This is a genomic window from uncultured Jannaschia sp., assembly GCF_947494055.1.
Taxonomy (GTDB): Bacteria; Pseudomonadota; Alphaproteobacteria; order Rhodobacterales; family Rhodobacteraceae; genus Jannaschia.
The window spans coordinates 32,478-52,581 of sequence record NZ_CANLTR010000016.1 but is presented as its reverse complement, the minus strand read 5'-3'; the positions used below and the strand labels follow the sequence as shown (position 1 = coordinate 52,581).

Here is a 20,104-nt window from a genome sequence, read left to right as displayed (position 1 = left end):
CACGGAGACCGGCCCGGTTCGTCCGGGCCGGCCGACCATGTTTTACGTCAGGAAATCGTACTCGATCACCAAGACCGGCGCCTCGCCGCCTTCGAAGGACTGGGCCTTCCTGACCCCGCTCTCGTCCTCGATGATGAAGGCGATGTCGTCGGATGTCCCGAGATCGTCCTCCCAGTCGAGCAGGAAGTCCTCGAGCATGTCGGAGAAGTCCGCTGTCCGGAACACCTCGCCGCCGCTCGGCACGTCGCCGTCCGACCATTCGACGAAGTCGAACCGGTCGCGATCCATCGGCGTGTCGCCGGAGGAGAAGGTGGCGGCCGAGATCGAGTCCTCCAGCGCGATCTGTGCCTCGACGGTTCCGCTGTTGCCCCCGTTCGGGCGCGTCGTGAACTCGATATAGGCGTCGGTGATGTCCACGCCCTCGAGGCTCGCGAGGTCGAGATCGGTGAACCTCAGCCCGAGGTCGCGCCCGCTGTCGCCCAGTTCGAGGTCGGTCTTGCCGAGATTGACGCCGCCGCCATTCGCGTTCTGGTCGGTGTCGTCGTTGCCCGCCGCGATCGCCTTGCGGAGGATGCCGTCGCCGCCGGTGCCCGGATCGACGGGATCGACGGGATCGCCCGGCTCTCCCTCGACGAAGGTCGAATTCGAGACGTTGGTCCCCGGCGCGCCACCCTTGAAGGCCTCCCAATAGTCGATGTGGTAGCCCTGGCTGCGGCCGGCGATCTGGACGTGGTAGAGGCCCGCCTCCTCGATCTCGACCTGCAGGGACGGATCTCCGGACGACCCGTCGACGCTACTGGCGAAGCCCCAGTTTCCGTTGTTCGGTCCGCCGAAGATCTTGGCGAAGTCGCCAGATCCCTGATGCAGAGAGTTCCCGCCGTTCATCACCAAATAGTCGGTGAGCTCCCCGCCCGAGCCTTCCTCGAAGAAGTTGAACAGAAGGTCGTTCTGCTGGTCGCTCGCCTCCTCGCCATCGCGCGCCACGCGGAAGCGGAAGCTGTAGGTGCCGGTCTCCCCCTCGGGCACGTAGATCGTGTAGTCGAGGATCTCGCTCTCGATCACGCCGTTGATCGCCGTGCTCGTCGACGAGCCGTAGAGGTAGTAGCCGTCGCCCTGGAAGCCCGTCTGGTGGCCGTCCGCGTCCGGGGCGTCCTCGAAGGTCCACTTGCCGGCCGGATCGGTCCCGCCGTTGGCGTTCGCATCCTCAATCTGAACCTTGAAGCGCGCGTTCGAGCCGGACCCGATGAGCTGGTAGTAGCCGTCGGCCGCGGTTCCCGGCGTCCCGCCGCCGCCGCCCGCGACGGGCGTCCCGGTCGGGTTGGTGAGATAGACCCGGTCCACCGCGCCGAGCGGCGTGCCATCGGCGCCCACGGCCGAGGCCCCGACCACCATCGGCGCCGTGTCGAAGCCGGAGGTGAAGGCGGTGCCGCCGAAATCCTGTCCGCCGGAGTTCGGGTCGCCGTAATCGAAGGCATCCGCCGCGACGGTGGCCGTGCCGCCCGCGCCGATCGTCACCTCCACGCTCTGGAAATCGGCGGCGTTGTTCACCGGGAATTCCGGATGCGCCGCCGCAAGCCGATCGTCGACCAGATCGGCCACGCCGTTGCTGGTGTTGGTGACCGGATTGGCTCCGCGGCTCATCGTGACGAGGACCGTCTCGCCCGGCGTGCCGGAGACGACGATCTCCGGCACCGTGCCGCCGTAGGTTCCAGCCTCGTCGGCAGTGAACCCGTTGACGGTCAGGGCGACTTCCGCCTCGGCGCGATCCTCGACCGCGGTGCCGACGCTACCGGCCTGGCTGCCGTCGCTGCCGAGATAGCCGCTGGCGAAGCTGCCGTCGTCGAACATCACGGTGAAGGCCGAGCCGATGAGCTCCGCACCCGACACACCGCCGACGTCCCAGCCGTTGAGCGCACTCGAGTCGACCCCGTTCGTGCCGTTCTTGTCGAGGCCGGCGATCGAGTTCGGGTCCATGTCGCCGGAGAAGCCGACCACCTCGCCCGCGTCGAAGCCGGTGCCGTCGAACTTCAGAAGCAACCCGCGCCAGCCGCCCGAGGAGGCGATGCCGGTGCCGGTGTCGTTGGGCAACGGTGCCGCACCCGGCAGGAAGTAGGTCTGGGCGTCGTTGCTCTCGAAGAAGGCCCCGGTGCCGCCGGCGCCGCTGTTCACGTCGAACTCCTTGGCAGCGTTGTCGCCGCCCGTGCCGTCGTGGTCGACCACCGAGTCGCCGTAGAGCGCGTTGCGGAAGTCGAGGAACACGGCCGCGATCTGCTTGTCGCCGGTATTCTCGACCTCGAAGGAGTTCGAGCCGTAATTCGACGACGTGACGGAGTTGTTGCCCTCCATGATCCTGAGCTCGGCGCTGCCGACCGCGCCCGCGCCGTAGCTCGCGCCGCTGTCGACGTCGTCGAGATCCTGCAGGATCGTGCGCGCCTCGGTCGGGTCCGCTGGCGGATCGACCGGGTCGGGGCTGCCATCGACGAGCCGAAGGCTCTCGACCCCGACGGTGAAGGCGTCGCCGCCGCCGTAATCGGTCGAGGTCACGCCGAAGGCCGGATCGATGTCGAGATCGCCCGCCATCCACGCCGCCATCGCTGAGCCCGCAAGGGGAGAAACCGTGCCGACGGTGCCGGTCGCCAGGCTGGCGCCGGTCTCGTCGAGAAGGTCGTAGGCCCCCGTCAGGGTCCCCGCGGACATGTCGGCCCGGACCGTCAGCTTCACCTGGGCGAAGTCGGTCGCGCCCACCCCGGCGGGATAGGGGATCTTCACGTCGCCGCTGTTCGGGAAGCTGCTCCGACCGGAGATCTCGAAGCCGTTGCCGGGATTGCCGGTGACGAGCTTGAAGAAGTCCCCGTTCGTGCCCTCCGACGCCCCGTCGGCTCCGGTGAGCGAGATCAGCAGCCCGTATTGCGAGAATGTCTCGAGCTCGCTGCCCCCGTAGACCGGGTTGTCGAAGACGCCCTCGAAGCTGAAGTCGTTGCCCGTATCGGCGAGGAAGGTGAAAGCCTTCTGTCCGCTATGGGTATCGGCATCGGTGGTCTGGAACTGCAGCCGCCCGCCCGTGACCTGGGCCCCGCCATTGGTGGCGTAGTCAAGCTCGGCGGAGCCGTCCGCGGTCTGCGCCGCCCCGGTGAAGCCAGCCGCGAAGGGCGAGGTGCCGTCCACGAAGGTAGTGAAGTCGAGGACGACCTCGCCCGCCGCGCCCAGATTGATGCCGGCATTGCCCGCATCGTAGGCCGCCCGGTCGTCGAGATTGGCGATGCCGTCGCCGTCGATGTCGCCATCGGCGCTGTTGATGGCGCCGTCGCCGTCGAGATTTGCCCCAAGCTCCTTGGCGGCATCGTAGCCGGTCGGGGTCTCTCCGCCGGTGCTGCCGCCGTCGAAGGCGATGGTCAACGATCCGCTGACGCTCGCATTGACGTTCGGCGTTGCAGCCAGATCCGCGATCTCGCCGGCCTCGAGCGTGACCCCGATCTCGAGTGCCTCCGTCCAGCCGCCCGCGGGCGCCGCGATCTCGTATCGTGCCACGCCGCCGGAAAAGCCGGTGAAGGTGATCTCCGCCGCGGCCGGGAAGCCGCCCACGGTGAGCGACAGATCTTCGGCGCCGAGCGTGTTCGCATCGATTCCGCTCGCGTCGCTCAGCGCGATGTCGACCAGGATTGGCGCATCGGCTGCCGAGGGGTTGGTCAGCGTCATCGCTGCCGCCGGCGCTTCGGTATCCGGCACGGGGCCGGTCGCACCGCCGCCGATGATCTCGATGGCGTTGACGATCGGGTTGTCGGCGAGGCCGTGCAGGAACTCGAGGTTCAGGACCCCATCCTCGACACTGACCTCGTATTCCCTCACCTCGACGCTCAGGGCGTCGCCGTCCTGGGCGACGTCGATGTCGTCGAACGCCGCGGGCACGGTTCCCTCTACCGACACGTCGAAGGAGCGATCGCCGGGCGAAGCGTTCCCTGTGAAGAGTTCGGCCAGGTAGAGCCGCACCGTGTACTGGCCGTTGCCCGCCAAATCCACGACCGGGATGTTGTAGGCGAAGGACTGGTCGCTTGACCGCGCGGTGTCGAGCACGTCTTCCGGCAGGCTGGACGGGATCGCCCCGGCCTCCCCGCTATAGCCCTGCGTGTCGCCCCGGTCGTCGACGACCTCGAGATAGGGGCTGTTCGGACTGCCGTTGCCGTCGGCGAGCCAGTCCGGACCACCGTCGAGGGCTGCCACCTCCGGGCCGAAGGCGTTGATGCGCAGGAGGACGGACGGCTCGGTCGGCGTATCCGCCTCACCCACCTCGACGGTGAAGAGGACCGGATCGGCACTCTGGAGCGTGCCGTCGCTGGCGCGGACGGCGATCTGGTAGCTGCCCTCCGCGGCGTCGTCCGCAACCTCGAGCAAGCTGCCGTTCAGCGCGATGCCGGCGGGCAACGGACTGCCGTCGGCAAGCGTCGCGGCGAGCGCGACCTCGTCGCCGGCATCCGGGTCGGCGAAGGTCAGCGTCGAAAGATCGACGCTGCCCGCCGTGCCGGCGTCGAGGCTCAGATCCTCGACCGTGCCCGACACGACCGGCGCCTCGTTCACACCAGCGACGCTGACCGCGATGTTCGTGGTCGTCTGCGCGGTGCCGTCGCTTGCCGACACGGCGACGTCGTAGACGTTGTCGCCGCCGGCATCGCCCGGCGCCTCGAAGTCCGGCGCGGCAAGGAAGCGCAGCGCCCCGGTCGCGGCGTCGATGGCGAAGAGCGCGGCATCCGCCCCCCCGTCGATCGCGAAGGTGACGTCGCCCCCCTCGGGGTCGGTCGCCTCGATCGTGCCGATCGCTGTGACGTTCTCGTCCACCGTGAACGCCACGGGCCCCGTCACCTCCGGCGGCAGGTCGGCGGAAGCCGGCACCAGTTGCACGTTCGAGAACGTCCCCGTGGCCGTGCCGTCCGCGTCGTCGTCGTTGATGAAGACGAGGTGGTTGAAGGTCTGCCCGGCCCATTCGTCGAGTGCGATCTCGAAGGTGACCGTTCCGTCCGCGAGGTCGTAGGTCCGGAAGTCCTGGCGGGCGTAGTTCGTCCAGTTCTGGCTGCCGGCGAGCTGGAAGAGCGCCTGCGTCGAAGTCTCGAAGCGGTTGTCGGTCTCGAGGCCGATCCCCATGATCTCGCCGATCTCGGAGGCCTGGAACTCGAACCGGAGCACGTCGCCACTCTCGACCGTATGGTCGCCCGGCAGCGCCACCTTCTTCCAGGTGTTCCCCGAGAGCGTGAGCGCGGTCTCTGTCGCCGTGAAGGCCGTCGGGTCCGCGTCTTGGCCCGCATAGGAGCTGATGGGGAGTGCGGTGAAGTCGATGCCGACGGGGCCCGAGGGCGTGTCCGACCCCTCGACAGTGACGGTGACCGTGGCGGTCGCGGTGCCGCCGCGCGGATCGGCGACCGTGTAGTCGAACGACGCCGTTCCGGTGAAGCCCGCCTCCGGCACGAAGGCGATCTGGCCGTCCTCGTAGGCGACCGTGCCGCCCGTGGCGTTGCCGACACCGGTCAGCGTCAGGGCATCCCCGTCGGGGTCGCCGTCGTTGCCGAGAAGCTGGGCCGGCGTCAGGAAGAGCGGCGTGCCGGCCTCCGCCTCGAAGCTGTCGTCGACGGGCTCGGGGTCGATATTGACCACGAGGCCCACGCTCGCCGTGCTGGTGCCGCCGAACGCGTCGGCGATCGTGTACTCGAAGCTCGCGTCACCGGCGAAGCCCGCTTCCGGGGTGAAGTAGATCAGCCCGTCCTCGAAGCTGACGCTCCCGCCCGTGGCGTTGCCTACCGAAGTGATCGAGATCGCGTCGCCCTCGGGGTCGCTGTCGTTGCCCAGAAGCGTCGCCGGATCGATCACCGCCGTCTGGCCGCCCTCGATCGCGAGATCCGTGTCGTCCACCGCCACCGGATCGGCGTTGGTCACGGACTTCTGCACGATCTGCACGTCCGAGAAGCGGCTGGTCGCCGCGGCGGCCGCGTCGTCGTCGTTCATGAAGACGAGCTGGGTGAAGGTCTGCCCCTCCCAGTCGCCGAGCGGGATCTCGATGGTGACCGCGCCGTCGGCGCTCTGGTATCCCGAATAGCCCTGCTCGGCATAGGCCGACCAGGTCTGCGAGCCCGCGAACTGGAACAGGACCTGGTTCGCCGTGGAGCGGTAGGAATTGTCGGTGTCGAGACCGATGCCCATGATCTCGCCGATCTGCCCCGCCTCGAAGGTGAAGCGCAGGACGGTGTCGGCGCCGACCGTCAGCGGCTCGGCCAAGGCGAGCTTCTTCCAAGTGTTCCCGGACAGCTCGAGCGTGGCTCCGCCATCGGTAATGGTGGCGCCGTTCGCGGTGATGTCCTGATCGTCGTAGGACGACAGCGCCCCCGCCTCGAACAGGATGTCGGTCACTCCGTCGCCCGGCTCCACGTCCGAGAGGACGTCCACCGCGACGCTGATCGTGGTTTCCGCGCCGAGTTCGTCGGCGATCGTGTAGTCGAAGCTCGCCGGACCGACATGGCCGGTCTGGGGCTCGAAGCTGATCTGGCCCTCCTCGTAGGAGACGCTGCCGCCGACCGCGTTCGAGACGCCGACGAAGGTCAGCGTGTGGCCGTCGGCATCGCTGTCGTTGGCCGTAAGATCAGCGGGCAAGAGCGTCAGCACGTCGCCGGTCGCCAGCTCGAAGCTGTCGGTCCCGGCCTCCGGCGCGGTGTTGACCGCGATCGACACCGTCGCGGAGGCGCTGCCGCCCCGGCCGTCGCCCAAGACGTAGTCGAAGCCCGCCGGCCCCGTGAAGCCCGCCTCCGGCACGAAGGTGACGACGCCGTCCGAAAGGGTCGCCGTGCCGCCGGTGGCGTCGCCGACGCCGAGGATCGCCAGGTCGTCGCCGTCGAGATCACTGTCGTTGCCGAGGAGGTCGGCCGCGGTGAGCGTCAGGGTCTCGCCGCCCGCGACCGCGAAGCTGTCGTCCACGGCGACCGGGTCGGTGTTGACCTCCGTCCGGGTGACGATCTCGACATTCGAGAAGGTGGCGTTGGCGCCGGCCACATCGGCCCCGTCGGCATCGCTGAAGACCACGAGGTGGTCGAAGGACCGGCCTGCCAGATCCGCCAGCGGGATCTCGTAGGTCTTCACCCCGTCGGCGACGTCGTAATCGTTGAAGTCCTGGACCGAGTAGCGGTCCCAGCGATCCTGCCCGCCGAGCTGGAAGAGCGAGTCCGCGCTGCCGTTGAAATCGTTGTCGTCGTCCAGTCCGATGCCGATGATCTCGCCCTCGAAGCTCGAGGAGAGCTGGAAGCGCAGGACCGAGTCCGCCGACACCGTGAAGCCTTCGGGCAGCACCACCTTCTTCCAGGTGTTCCCGGTGAAGGCGATCGTCGCGCCGCCGTCCTGCACCGCGTAGCCGTTCGGATCGCGGTCCTGGTCGGCGTAGGAGCTGAGCGCGTCGGAGAAGTCGATGGCGACCACCGACGGATCGCCCGGCGCCGCGACCTCGACCGTAACGGTCGCGGTCGAGACCGCGCCCTCCGCATCGGCCACGTCGTAGGTGAAGCTCGTCGCGCCGGTGAAGCCCGTGGCCGGGGTGAAGACCACGTCGCCGCTCGACAATTCGACGCTGCCTTCCGCCGCGTCGGGGCCCGCGACCGCGACGATCGTCAGCGGATCGCCGTCGGGATCGCCGTCATTGGCCAGAAGCTCGGCCGCGGCGATGGTGAGCGGCGTGTCCACCGCGGCCCGTACCGCGTCGTCGACGGGCTCGGGCGGCCGGTTCTCCGCCGGCTCCGCGCCCATGATCCGCACGCCGGAGAAGACCGCGTTGGTGGAGGCGTTCCGGTCGTCGTCCGCGAAGAAGAGCAGGTGGCTGAAGGTCTGCCCGGCCCAGTCGTCGAGCGGGATCTCGAGCGTCACCGGGCCGTCGCCGGCCGCGTAGCCGTTGAAGTCCTGCCGGCTGTATCCCCACCGGTCGCTGCCGCCCAGCTGGAAGAAGGGCTGGCCGTTCTGGCGGTGGTTGTTGTCGGTCTCGAGCCCGATCCCGACGATCTCGCCCGTATCCGCGGAGGAGAAGCTGAAGGCGAGCGTCATGCCCTCCTCGACGGTCATCGGCGCATCCAGAAGCAGCCGCTTCCAGGTGTTGCCGTCGAGCGTAAGCGTCTGACCGTCGCCGGAGATCGTGGCGCCGCCCGGTGTCTTGTCCTGATCGTCGTAGGAGCTGAGCAGGGCGGCCTCGAAGGTGATCGCGGTCTCTGCATCCTCCTCGGGCGCCAGCGTGAGCCTCAGGTCGCCGCCCGCGTCGGTGGCGCGGACCCGGCCCGGATCGATGTCGCCCTCCAGGGTGATCGTGTAGTCCGCGGTGTCGTCGCCGTCATCGCTGATGCCGATGATGGCCGACCCGCTCTCGCGGCTGACGATCCGTGCGCCGCCGCCGCCTTCGACGATGATCTGGTCGTCTTCGCCGAAATCCTCGAAGCTGTCGCCGTCGAGCGCCGCTCCGGTGCCGGTCACGGTGTCGGACCCGCCGCCCAGCTTGACGCTGTGCTTTCCGGCCCCCGCGGTGACCGTGTTGTCCCCGGCGTTCAGCGTGACGCTCGCATTGTCGGTGGCGTTGCCCGACAGGTCGAGGTTCTCGTAGCCCGGATCACTCAGGTCGAGCGTACCCTCGCCGTCGAAGACCACGGTGTCGACCTCGTCGGTCGGTGCCGGCGGCGTCGCCGGGTCGGTCACCTCGATCACCGAGGCGATGTCGATCGACACGGTCTGCGTGGCCGTGCCGCCGGCACCGTCGGACACGGTGTAGTCGAAGGACGCGGCCCCCGTCGCGTCCGTCGCCGGCCTAAAGGTGACCACGCCGCCCGCGAGCGCGACGGTCCCGTTCACGGCGTTGCCGACCGAGGCGACAGTCAGCGTGTCGCCGTCGGCATCGGTGTCGCCGTCGAGCAGCGTCGCCGCCTGGATCTCGAGCGGCTGGTTCTTGCGAGCCGTGAAGCTCTCGGCATCGAGGACCGGGTCCGTGTTCTCCTCGTCGATCTCGCCGTCCTGGTCGTTGTCCTTGCCGTCGTTGATCTCCGGCGCGCCCGGATGGATCGTGGCGTCGCCGTCATCGGCGTCGCCCGCCACGGCGGAGGTGTCCGCGGGCTGCGTGTAGGCGGTGACGTTGGTTGCGGCGTCGTCAACGCCGTAGCCGTCGCCGTCGGCGTCCAGGAACCAGGTGTAGGGCCCGTCGATCCCGTCGACGACGAGCGTCGCGGTGTTCGGCGTCGCGCCGCCCTGGTTGTCGATCACGTCGTAGCTCACGGTGATCGTCGCGCTCTCGCCGAGCGCGAGGGCCGCGGCGAATTGCGCCGGGTTGATCGTCAGGACGGATTCCGCCTGGGCATGGACCACGGCGTTTCCGAAGGCGTCCTCCACCACGAGGTTAGCCACCTCGAGCGTGCCGCCGTCGCTGTCGGACGCCCCGGCAAGGAGGTCGACGGCGACCGGCGCCGCATCCTCGACGACGCGGCCCGCATCGATCGGCGTCGCCGTCGGAGCCTCGTTGGCCGTATCGGGGATCGTCACCGACAGATCCGCGACGGCGTCCGGGGTCGCGCCGACCGCGTCGTCGTCCACGGTCACGGAGACCGCGAGCGTGCCGCCGGCGACCGCATCAAGATCGGTCCCGGCGCGGAGATGCAGCTCGGGCCCGGTGCCGGTCTCCACGATCTCGAAAAGCGCGGCATCGGTGCCGGCGAGCGCGAGGACGTTGATGCCGAGCGCGTCGTCGCTCACCACGATGTCGGCCACCTTGAGGGAGGCGCCGGTATCGGCATCCTCGGCGAGCTCGCTCACGACATTCGCGAGCGTGACGCCGGGCGCCTCGTTGACGTCGGCCACAGCGAGCGAGAATTCCACCGTCGCGTCCGGGCTCGCCCCGACCACCGGGTCGTCGACCGCGACCGTGACGTCGAGCTGCGCCCGGGTCTCGAAGTCGAGCGTCGCGCCGGCCACGAGATGCAGCTCGGCGCCCGTCCCGGTCTCCACGATCTCGAAGAGTGCGGCATCCGTCCCGGAAAGGCTCAGCGCGTTGCTGCCCAGCCCGTCGTCGCTCACCACGATGTCGGCCACCTTGATGGAGGCGGTAATGTCCGCGTCCTCGGCGATCTCGGTGAGGACCGGCGCGAGGCTGACGCCCGGCGCCTGGTTGGCGACCTCCGGCCCCCGGATCTCGAGATAGTCCCACGCGCCGGTGAAGCGGTTGCCGTCGCCGTTGCTCCAGTCGGTGATCGAGACGCCGTAGGCGACGCCGCCGGTACCGCCCGTCAGCGGGTTGTTCCCTTCCAGCGCGGCGGCGAGCGATCCGGTGATCTCGCGCGGTCCCATGGCGATTGTGGCGAGTTCACCGTCGGACGCGTCGAGGAACACGGCCGTGCCGGTGAGCGTCGGCGTCGCGCCGGACTTGTTGACATCGATGCGGAACACGACCGCGGCGACCGCAGCCGGGTCCACCGGCGTCGCGTGGGTCGCGACCGGGATATTGGTCTCCTTCACGCCCGTCAGGCTGTTCTCCTGCCCGAGCTGCAGGCGCGGCCCCCCGTTATGGCCGCCATAGACGAACTTCACGTAATCGTCGGTGCCGCCGGCCCCGAGCGTGATGCCGAAGGACGCGTACTGGTCGGGCGCAGTGCCGAGCCATCCACCCTCGATCCGGCCTTCCACGGCAAAGCTGTCGACACCGGACACGTCGGCCGCAGACTGGTAATTGTCCTTGATCGTGTTGTCGGTCCCGGTCGAGCCCTCGCCGTAGACGTCGGTCTCGCTCGACTCGACCTTGAGCACGCCACCCTCGACGAAGCTCGTGGCCTCCGTGGTGCGGTCACCGTAGGGGTCGGTCTCCGACGTGCCCGCCGGATCGAAGCCCGGATTGATCAGCACGCCGCTGAAGCCTGCCTCGGCGCCGAACAGGTCGGTCGTGTCGGTGTCGAAGTCCTGCCGGAACGACAGGTTCGGCCCCAGCACCTTGGTCATGCCGTTCGCGCCGTCATAGGCGAAGGGGTCGTCGGTGTTGCCAATGCCGTCGCCGTCGATGTCGTCCGGGTCCGTGCCGTCATCCTCGAGCACGGTGCCGTTCGCCGTGGCGATGCCGAGCGTCACTGGCACCGGCGCGGCCGACAGGTCGGTGGCGCCGGTCAGCGTGATCGCGACCGTGTCGTCGCCGTCATCCGTTTCGTCGTCCGCGACCGGCACCTGCAAGGTCCCGGCGCCGTCCGCGAAGGTCACGATCTGGGTCAGGCCTGTGGTATCCGCGGTGTCGTAGCGCACTTCCACATCGCCGGAGAACGCCGTGTCGACGCTCAGCGCGAAGTCGAGCGTCGCGCCCTCCGCCTCCGTGACCGGGTCGGCATCGGAGATCGCGAGCGTCAGCTCGGTGACCGGCGCGCTCTCGACGACCGCGCGCAGCGTCACGCTGGTCGGGGCCCCGCCCTGGTTCAGCCACAGCGTGTAGGTGCCGGCCGGCAGGGCGCCGTCGAAGCCCGGATAGGAGCCGAGCTGGCGCGGATCGCCGCTTTCCCCGCTCGCCAGAAGCGGCAGGAGGTCGTTGCCCAGAAGTCCGTCGCCGTAGACGAGGCCGGTCAGCAGATCGCCCTCGCCGGCATCGGGCTGGCCGGTCGTCGGATCGACGGTGATCGCCGTCCCTTCCTGCAGGCCCATGAAGGCTTGGCGGGTGTCCTCGGTGGTGGCGTAGCCGTCGAGGAACAGCGCGCTCAGCACCGTACCCTCCGGCACCTCGAAGGTGATGTAGTCGCGGTCGCGGCCGCCCGCCGCGTCGTCGCCCTGCTGCGTGGCGTAAAGGAGGTTCTCGCCGGTCTGCATGGTGCCGATGTCGCTCGGCGCGAGGCGGTCGTCGGAATAGTCGCCCGCCACGACGGGGTCGGCGCCGCCGACCCCGTCGAGATCGTGGCTGTCGGCCGGGTCGTCCTCGAGGATCGTGGCGCCGGCCGTACCGGCGGCGGGATCGACGGCGAAGCCCGCGGTCGCGACCGAGACGAGCTCGACCGAGACGGACTCCGCCCCGTTCCAGCGCGCGTCGCGCGGCACGGCGACCTCCAGCGTGGCGAGGCCGTCCGCGAAGCTCACCGTCCCGGTGGAGGCGACCCCGTCGACCGCGTATTCGACCGCGACGTCGCCCGACACCGCCTCGTCGAGCGCGAGCTGGAAGACGAGGATCTGATCGCCCGCATCGCCGTCCTCGACCACTTCACCCGGACCGGCGATCGAGACGAGGATGTCCGAGGAGACCGAGACCGCCTCGACGATCTCGATGCCGTTGACCTTCGGGTTCTGGATGTCGTCCGGCACCTCGTGCAGGAAGGCGAGCGCGAGATCGCTGTCGCCATCCTCCTGCGTCACGAGGAAGGTGCGCTTGCGCGCGACGCCAAGCGTGTCGCCACCCTCCGCATAGGGATTGATGTCCGCGAACGCCGTCGGGACCGTGCCGTTGACGGCGACGTCGAACTGACGGCCGTTCGTTGTGCCGGTGATGCCGTTCCAGTTCTCGGTGTAGTAGATGGTGACGTAGTAGGATTTCCCGCCCTCGACCGGGAAGGTGTATTCGAGCGGCGTCCCGTTGACGTCGTTGTCGCCGCGCTCGTGGAAGAAGATGGCCTCCGGCGTCACGGACCCGTCGACATTGGAATTCGGGTTCTCGCCCGCGACGAGGATCTCCGCGGCGGTGTCCGTGTCGGACCCGGTATAAACGTCGTTACCGTCGATCGAAGTGATGTATTCGCTCGGTGCGCCGGACGTGTCGGCCGCCCAGTCGGGCCCGCCATCGGTTGCGGCGACGGTGCCGCCGCCGGCATTGATGCGGTAAAGCACGGCGCCGGGTTCGAACTCCGTGGTGGGCTCCTCCTCGAAGGAGAGTGTCCCGCCCGCGGCCTCGCCGCCGGCATTGTCGTTCGGCGCCGCGGCGAGGTCGGTGACCGCCCCGCCGGCCACGGTCGCGGTGTAGTCGCCCTCGGCCCAGCCGCCGGCCGGGGCCGTGAAGGTGTAGGTTGCGGTGTTCGTGCCGGCATCGAAGCTCGCAGAGACCGAACCCGCCGCACTCGGACCGCCCAGCACCAGGTCGGAGGCGTCGATAGAGGCAGGGTCGACATCGGACGCATCGGCATAGACCACATTGGCCACGATCGGGTCAGATTCCGAGTCCGGCAGCGCGAGCTCGATCGTCGCGGTCGGACCCGAGGTGTCGACCGACGGCTCCTCGGAGTATTGCGGCGAGGACACCTTCAGGAAATCCCAGCTCGCCTCGAAGCTCTCGAAGGCCGTGTTGTAATCCGTCGACGTGACGCCGACATCGACCGCCCCCGCCTCGATCGCCGCCAGAACCGCCGCCGGGACCGGCAGCGGAGCGGCGGTTGCGAAGCCCGGCGTGGCCTCGGGACGGACTCCGCCCAGGATCGCGCCCGCATCGTCGTAGAGGGTCACGATCTGCGCGATCTCGCCCGACGCCTTGTCGATGCGCAGCGACAGCTCCACCGTGGCGATGTCGAAGAGGCCGAAGGCCGCGCCGCCATTCGCGACGGCCGCATCCGACATGGCGCCGACCTGCGCGGCCTGGTCGATCGCGGTCTGCGACCACATCTGTGTGATATTGCCGCCGCCGCCGCCGAAGATCAGCTTGACGAAGTTGTCCGGTGCCTGCGCGTCGGCGCCGGGAATGGCGAGGATGATGCCCTGCTGGGCGTAGTTCGGCACGACCGCGCCCTCGACGCCCTGCGCGGCGAGCACCTCGGGCGTGAACGGGTTCGCGAATTGCGTGGTGACGTAGATCTCGTCGAGCGCGGCGTTCGACAGGTCGATCTCGCGCACGAAGTCGTTCTTGCTCGCCACCGGGTCCCCGGAAGAGAGATCGCCGTTCGACGTGTTGACGATGAGCTTACCGTCCGCGACCTCGGTCACGACCGAGCCGTCGAGCGCGCCGGCGCCGCCGACCACGTCGTCGAAGCCCCCCTCGGCGAGCGGGGTCCCCGCCGTCTCGAAGTCGAGCTCGAACAGCGTGCCGCCGGCCGGGATCTGCAGGCTCGCATCGCTCGCCTCGATCGTGACCGTGGCCGCGGCGTCCGCGACCACCGCGTCGCCCGATGCGTTCGCGACGCCGGTGATCGACACGGTGAAGGCTTCCGCTCCTTCCTCGAGGTCGTCGTCCAGGATCGGGATCATCACGGTCGCCGACCGCGCGCCCGCGGGAATAGTGATCTGGTCCGCCGGCACGGGGTCGCCGTAATCCGCCGCGGAGGCGCTGCCCGGCGTGAGGACATAATCGATCGTCACGTCCTCGCCGTCGTCGCCGCTGCGCGAGAAGGTAACCGCGACGGCCTCGCCCTCGGCGGCGCTCGCATCCACGACCGAGATGGTCGGCGGCAAATCGGCTTGGACCGCCTCGTAAACGACGAGCGCGTTCCATCCGGGCTCGCCCGTGTCGTCGTCGACATCAATGACGATCTGGCCGTCGGTGACCGTCACGGTCTTGGAGATCATGGTCGGCGTGTCGGCGGCGCCCGCTTCGGTGAAGGCGTCGAAGTTCAGCTCCCACGTCTCGCCATTGATCGTATAGTCGCCCTGCCGGTTGCCGCCGGACGTGTGGTAGAGTTCGGCGAACCAGAGCTCGACCACATAGGTGCCGTTCTCGATCGGATAGGTCGCGGTGAAGGCCCCGTTGCCCGAGTCGCGATAGGTGTGCAGCGCCGATCCGTCGAGCGCCGGGTTCGACCCGGTCCCGCCGATCAGGCCGTCGATGTTGCTGCCGGTCTTGGAGTTCGGGCTGTAATAGGACGGATCGTCGGCCTCGAGGTCGATGCCGAGGATCGTGTCGTTCGCGATCGCGCCGCCATAGGTGTTGTCGTCGTCGCCATCGAGATCGGCGGTCGTGTTCGTCGTCGGACCCACGTTGATCGCCAGCGCCACATCGCCCCGCACGAGCGTGTCGAGGTTCGGCTCGAGGATGAAGGCCCCCGAGGCCGCGCCGGCGGCGTTGCCGGCGGCATCCTGGAAGGTACCCGCGGCGATGCTGATCTGACCCTCGCCCGCGGCCCAGGCATTGCCCTCGGCGGTCAGCGTGTATTGCAGCGTGGCGGTCCTGCCGCCATTGGTCAACGTCACCTGCGGCGCGGAAACGGTCGCCGGCACGATCCCGGAGAAGACGAGTTCGGAGCCGTCGAGCGCGTCGAAATCCGCCGCGGCGAACCCGGTCTCGTCGCCCAGCACCACGGTCGCGATGCGCTCGCCGTCCTGTACGCTCTGCGGGTTGTCGACCTCGATCGAGACGATCTGCGGCGCGGTCTCGTCGGCGGGCGGCGTGACCTCGCCGCCGACCTTGTAGAGCGCGAGGCCGGAGAGCTTCGGCTGGTCGTTGCCGCCGGCGCCGGTCCGAGCGTCGAAGTCGATGGTGAAGGCGCCGTCGGTGACCTCGACGAGGAAACTGACCTTCACCTCCTTGAGCGGCTGGCCGCCCGACGCCTCCCAGAGGTCGAAATCGTCGGCCACGGTCTCGCCCTCGGCCACGATGTCCCAGACGCGGTCGCCTTGGCTAAACGAACCGGTGCTGACGCCGTGGTAGATCTCGGACATGTAGAGGTCGACGCGGTAGGTGCCGTCCTCGGGGACCGGGATCTGGTAGCCGAAGTAATCCTCGTTCGATGAGCGTTCGACCCAGTGCAGTTCGTCGAGCGCCTCGGCCCCGAAATCAGCGACCTGCGTCTGGCTCAGCGTGCCCTGGTAGATCTTCGACCCGCCGCCGCCGGCGGAACCGGCGGTGACGTAGTTCGCCGCATCCGTCCCGTCCCCGGCCACTTCCACGGCCGCGTCGGAATCGAAGTTAATCGTGCGCACCGCGGCCGGGTCGCCCGCCTCCACGAGGTTGCCGTCGGCGTCGAAATGGTAGGTGTAGGACGAGGCGCCGGTGGCGATCGCCTTGATCAGGGTCTCGCTCGGCGCGAGCGAGATCTCGAGTCCCTCGTCGGTCTCCTGAAATCGGAAGACGGACTCCCCCTCCGCGGGGTCGAACTCCGCAAAATCGGGGCCGGAGAAGGTGATCTCCGCGCCGTTGACCGTCAGGATCGCCGATCCCGCCGCGTAGGTGACGCCCGCGACCGCATCCATCGTCGCATCGGACAGGACGACGCGGTCCTCCTCCGTGAAGTCGGTGATCTCGGTGCCGCCGAGATTGGCGCTGGTCCCGACCACGGCATCCTTTCCCTCACCCGTCGCGATGGTATTTTGCCCGGCGCCGACGGTGATCCGGTTGTCGAGGGCATTGCCGGTGATGGCGACGTCCCCGGTCGTGCCCGAGGCGTCGATGTTCTCCACGGCAGGCGCGAGCGTCACCGGCGCGGCGTCCTCGCCCGTGAGGATCACGGTGTCCGTACCGGACGTGCCCTTGATGTCGTTGGCCGCTGCGGAGCTGCCGGCCTCGAACTCGTGGCCGAAACCCTCGATCTCGATGTTGTGGAAGTCGATCGCCTGCAAGGGATTGCCGTCGCTCGTCTCGGCGACGACGCCGATCGCGGCGCCGGACGGCAGGGTCGTGTCGCCATCCGTGATCGTGTGCGCCCCGGTCAGCACGTCCCGCAGCACGCCCGCCGGCAACTCGAAGTCGCCGAGCGCGATCTCGGTGAACGGGGTCTGCCCCAGCGTGCCCTCCTCGCCCAGCCGGTAGAAGGCGCGCACCGCGTAGCCGTCGTCGATGTCGATCTCCAAGCGCAGGTCGATCAGGTCGAGATCCGAGGCAGCGAGGTCGGGGACGGCGACCTTGGCGAGCGTCGCATAATTCTGGTCGCCCAGCTCGTAGCCGACCTCGAGGCCGGGCTGGCCGTCGACCTCGCCGAAGACGAGGCGCAGGAAGTTCGACTGCGTGCCGTCGCCGTAGACCATGCCGACGAGCTGGCCGTCCGCGACCGCCTGCCCTGCGACCCAGTTCTTCACCGTCACCGTGGCAACGACGCGGCCGACATCCTCGGCCGGCCGGAACCCGGTATGGAGCGCGTCGCGAGCGGTGTTGCCCTGCCCGACCATCGTGCCCGGCACGACCTCCTTGATCTGCAGAATCGGCGCGTTGCCGCCAGGGATGACGTTGCCGGCAATGTCGTAGAGCCCGTCGGCCTGCTCGCCGGAGGCGAGAAGGTCACCCGAATTGTCGAGATAGGTGCCGGTCCGTGCATCCTGGTTGGCGGTGGCGCCCGCCTCTTGGATATTGTCGGTGCCGGTCGCGTCCGCGAGCGGGCCGGCCAGCGAACCGGGCCCGTCGAGCGCCGCGCCCAGAAGGCCGGTATTGCCCGCGAGCGAGCCGTTGAACTCGGTCGATTGCGGATCGAAGTCGAGCACGATCTTCTGGCCGGCGGCGAGCGCCATGCCGTTCTCGGCGCTGAACTCGAAGGGATCGTTGTACTTGTCGACGCCGTCGAGATCCCAGTCGTCGGGATCGACGATCTCCGAGCCGGCGAGCGGGACCTTGCCGTTGGCGGGCTGCAGGATCTCGATATGGACGGTGTAGCCGCCCTGGTTGTTCTGGCCGTAGACCGCCGACCAGACCGAGCCCTGGAACGGCTGGCTCAGGCCGCGCTCCACGAAGTCGTCGCCCAGCGTGGCGAGGCCGAGCGGCTGGCCCGCGCCCTGGAACACCGCGCGGTCGGCGGCCGTGGCGTTGGTGCCGCCGGTGCTCGACATCGTGCCGTCGGCGTTGCGGCCCATGATGATCAGGTCGCCGCCATTGTAGACGCTGGCGATGATCGCGCCGGACATCTTGACGCCGCCCTCGTCCATGATGGTCGAGGTGTATTCAGCCAGTCCGTTGATGGAGCCCTTGCCGCTGTCGAGCGCGCCGTCGGTCCGGCCCGCCTCCTTATAGTCGCCCTCGACCGGGTTCACCCAGTCGACGATCTCGGCGATGTCGGCGGGCAGCCCCGCCTGGCCGAGCAGCGTGCCGCCCGCGGGCGCCGCCCCGCCCGCGGGCACCGCCGCGCCGGAGCCGTCGGCGAAAGCGTAGATGTCGTATTCGACGCCCGGCTCCACGGCGAGGACCTTCTTCGTCAGGTCGCCCGTGCCGACCGCGCCCGTGCCGGCCTCGACCTCCGCGAGCCAGGCCGTTACCTGCGCGTGGTCGTCGCTCCCCTCGCCGTAGCTCGACTGGTTCGAGACCAGGAGATAGGCATCGTCCGTGCCGCCCTTGGGCGAGAACAGAAGCCCCGCCTTCGCGCCCTCGGCCCGGGTCGGGTTCGGATGGCCGCCATAGACGTAGGTCAGCCCGTCGGGCCCCGTATAGGTGGTGACCGGACCGTTGCCGCCCACCGACAGGTCCCCGCCGTTCAGGTCGTCGGACCGGGTGATCTCGTGGAAATTGTCGTTGTTCGACGGGTCCCAGTTGCCGTCCGCGTTGATGTCGTCGCTCGAATTGCCGTCGCCGTTGTTGAGGTTCGTGGAGATGTAGCCTGCGTCCTGCGCGAAGTCGGTCGTACCGCCGTTGTCGCCGCCCTCGCCCACCGGACGCCCGCCCCAGCTGTTGTTGGCGCCGTTGTCGTAGGTCCAGACGCGCCCGTCCTCGGTCACCTCGACGTCGTAGGCGTTGCGGTAACCGGGCGAATAGATCGAGACCAGCCCGTCGTAGTCGAGCTTGGCGCTGTTCAGCCCGTCGTTACCGCCGTTCGGATCGTTCAGGTCCGCCGCCCCGTTGCGGATCGGGTCGTCGAGCGTGGGCAGATCGAGGATGTAGGCGCGCCCGTCGTCGTCGGTCGAGACGCCCATTGCCCGGAGGCCGGTGACGTCGACCTCGAGGATCGCGGCGGAAAGCGGCTGCTCCTGCTGGCCGGCGAAGTTGTTGGACGGCGCGCCGGTATTGGCGTTGCCGCCCGACGCCACGATGGCGCGCTCGGAGACGAGCTTTCCGTCCGCGTCGAGCTCCTGGACGATCTCGAGGCCGTTGGTCGCGTGGTTCTCCTCCGACCGGGGCAGGCCGCGGACGATGTCGACCTGGTCCCAGCTGTCGGCGCCGGTCTGCTCCAGCATGGTGATCACGCCGGAATTGGTGTCGAGGTCGGCGTCGTTCCCGCTGCCGCCCGCGCCGATCCGCTTGTCGCTCGAGGTGACGTACATCGTCACCGCGGGCGTGTTGCCGCTGGCCTCCGTCGTCAGGTTGCCGGCCGCGTCGACGAAGAGCTGGTTTCCGGCCGCGTCGTATTGCCGGGCGACGTCGATGCCGGTGACCTGCCGGCTGCCGCTGCTGTTCTCGGTGCCGTCGTCGTTGTGGTTCTGGATGTCCAGCGAGAGCGTCTCGGCCGCCTCGACGTAGAAGGACACACTGTTGTCGTCGTCATTCGGATCGGGGTCCCCGAACTTCACCGTCAGGACGTTGACCTGCCCGCCATTCTCGGTGACGTACAACTTTCCGTCCGGACCCCATACGAGCGCCGTGGGCTGGGTCAGGGAGACCTTGCCGTTGAGATCGAGGGCGCTGGACGCGAAATTGTTGGAAACGGGCATTTGAAATCCTCCGGCAAAAATATCGGCCGAGAGTCTCAAAGTGTTATGACAACCAATTACCTCGAAACGATCGTCGAGCGATCGTCGAGCAAATGACCTGTTCCGCGCTCACAAAGTGGTTCTTACGCTTCAGATAACAACTTATTAACTCTGCGACCTGTCTCCCTTTTCGCTCCGACGGAGCATTCAAGGCGCAGGCTATGAACAGAGGCAGGACTTCGCAATAAAAGTTAAGCAATCTTAACGTTCGGTAATCTGCACGGTTCCAGACGTTGACTTGACGTCATCTACTACCGATTGCCCGAACAGTTTCTTTTCTGAATATTGCAAAGGAACGCCTTCCATCCCGAAAATCGGAACGGCCGTCATTCGACGAAATGGAACTCGCCAACAAGCCTTTAGGCTGCTCGAATCGAATAGATACTGCAGGGGCGACAGTCTTCCGAATACCGATCGCAGATCCCCGGATCGGGCCTGCAATCCGCGACGCGCATGCCCTTCAATTTTTACCTAACGTAAAGAAACATTCGCAGCGCCTTGCATTGCATTACGTCGACGCGCCGACTGGGCATGCCCGGCCGCGCGGTGTTAACCCTAATACAATTTTCTGGCTTCTCAA

Annotated in this window: 1 protein-coding gene; it reads right to left on the bottom strand. The window is 68.3% G+C overall.

Annotated elements, in window-relative coordinates; all coding sequences use genetic code 11:
* Positions 1 to 42 precede the first annotated feature (42 nt).
* Positions 43 to 19,485, bottom strand: a complete 19,443-nt coding sequence (locus Q1A87_RS13755; protein ID WP_299652293.1) for a cadherin-like domain-containing protein — start codon at positions 19,483 to 19,485, stop codon at positions 43 to 45.
* Positions 19,486 to 20,104 lie beyond the last annotated feature (619 nt).

Bases quoted from the DNA above. Each gene is read 5' to 3' on its own strand.
- Q1A87_RS13755 (WP_299652293.1), bottom strand. From the start codon at position 19,485: ATGCCCGTTTCCAACAATTTCGCGTCCAGCGCCCTCGATCTCAACGGC.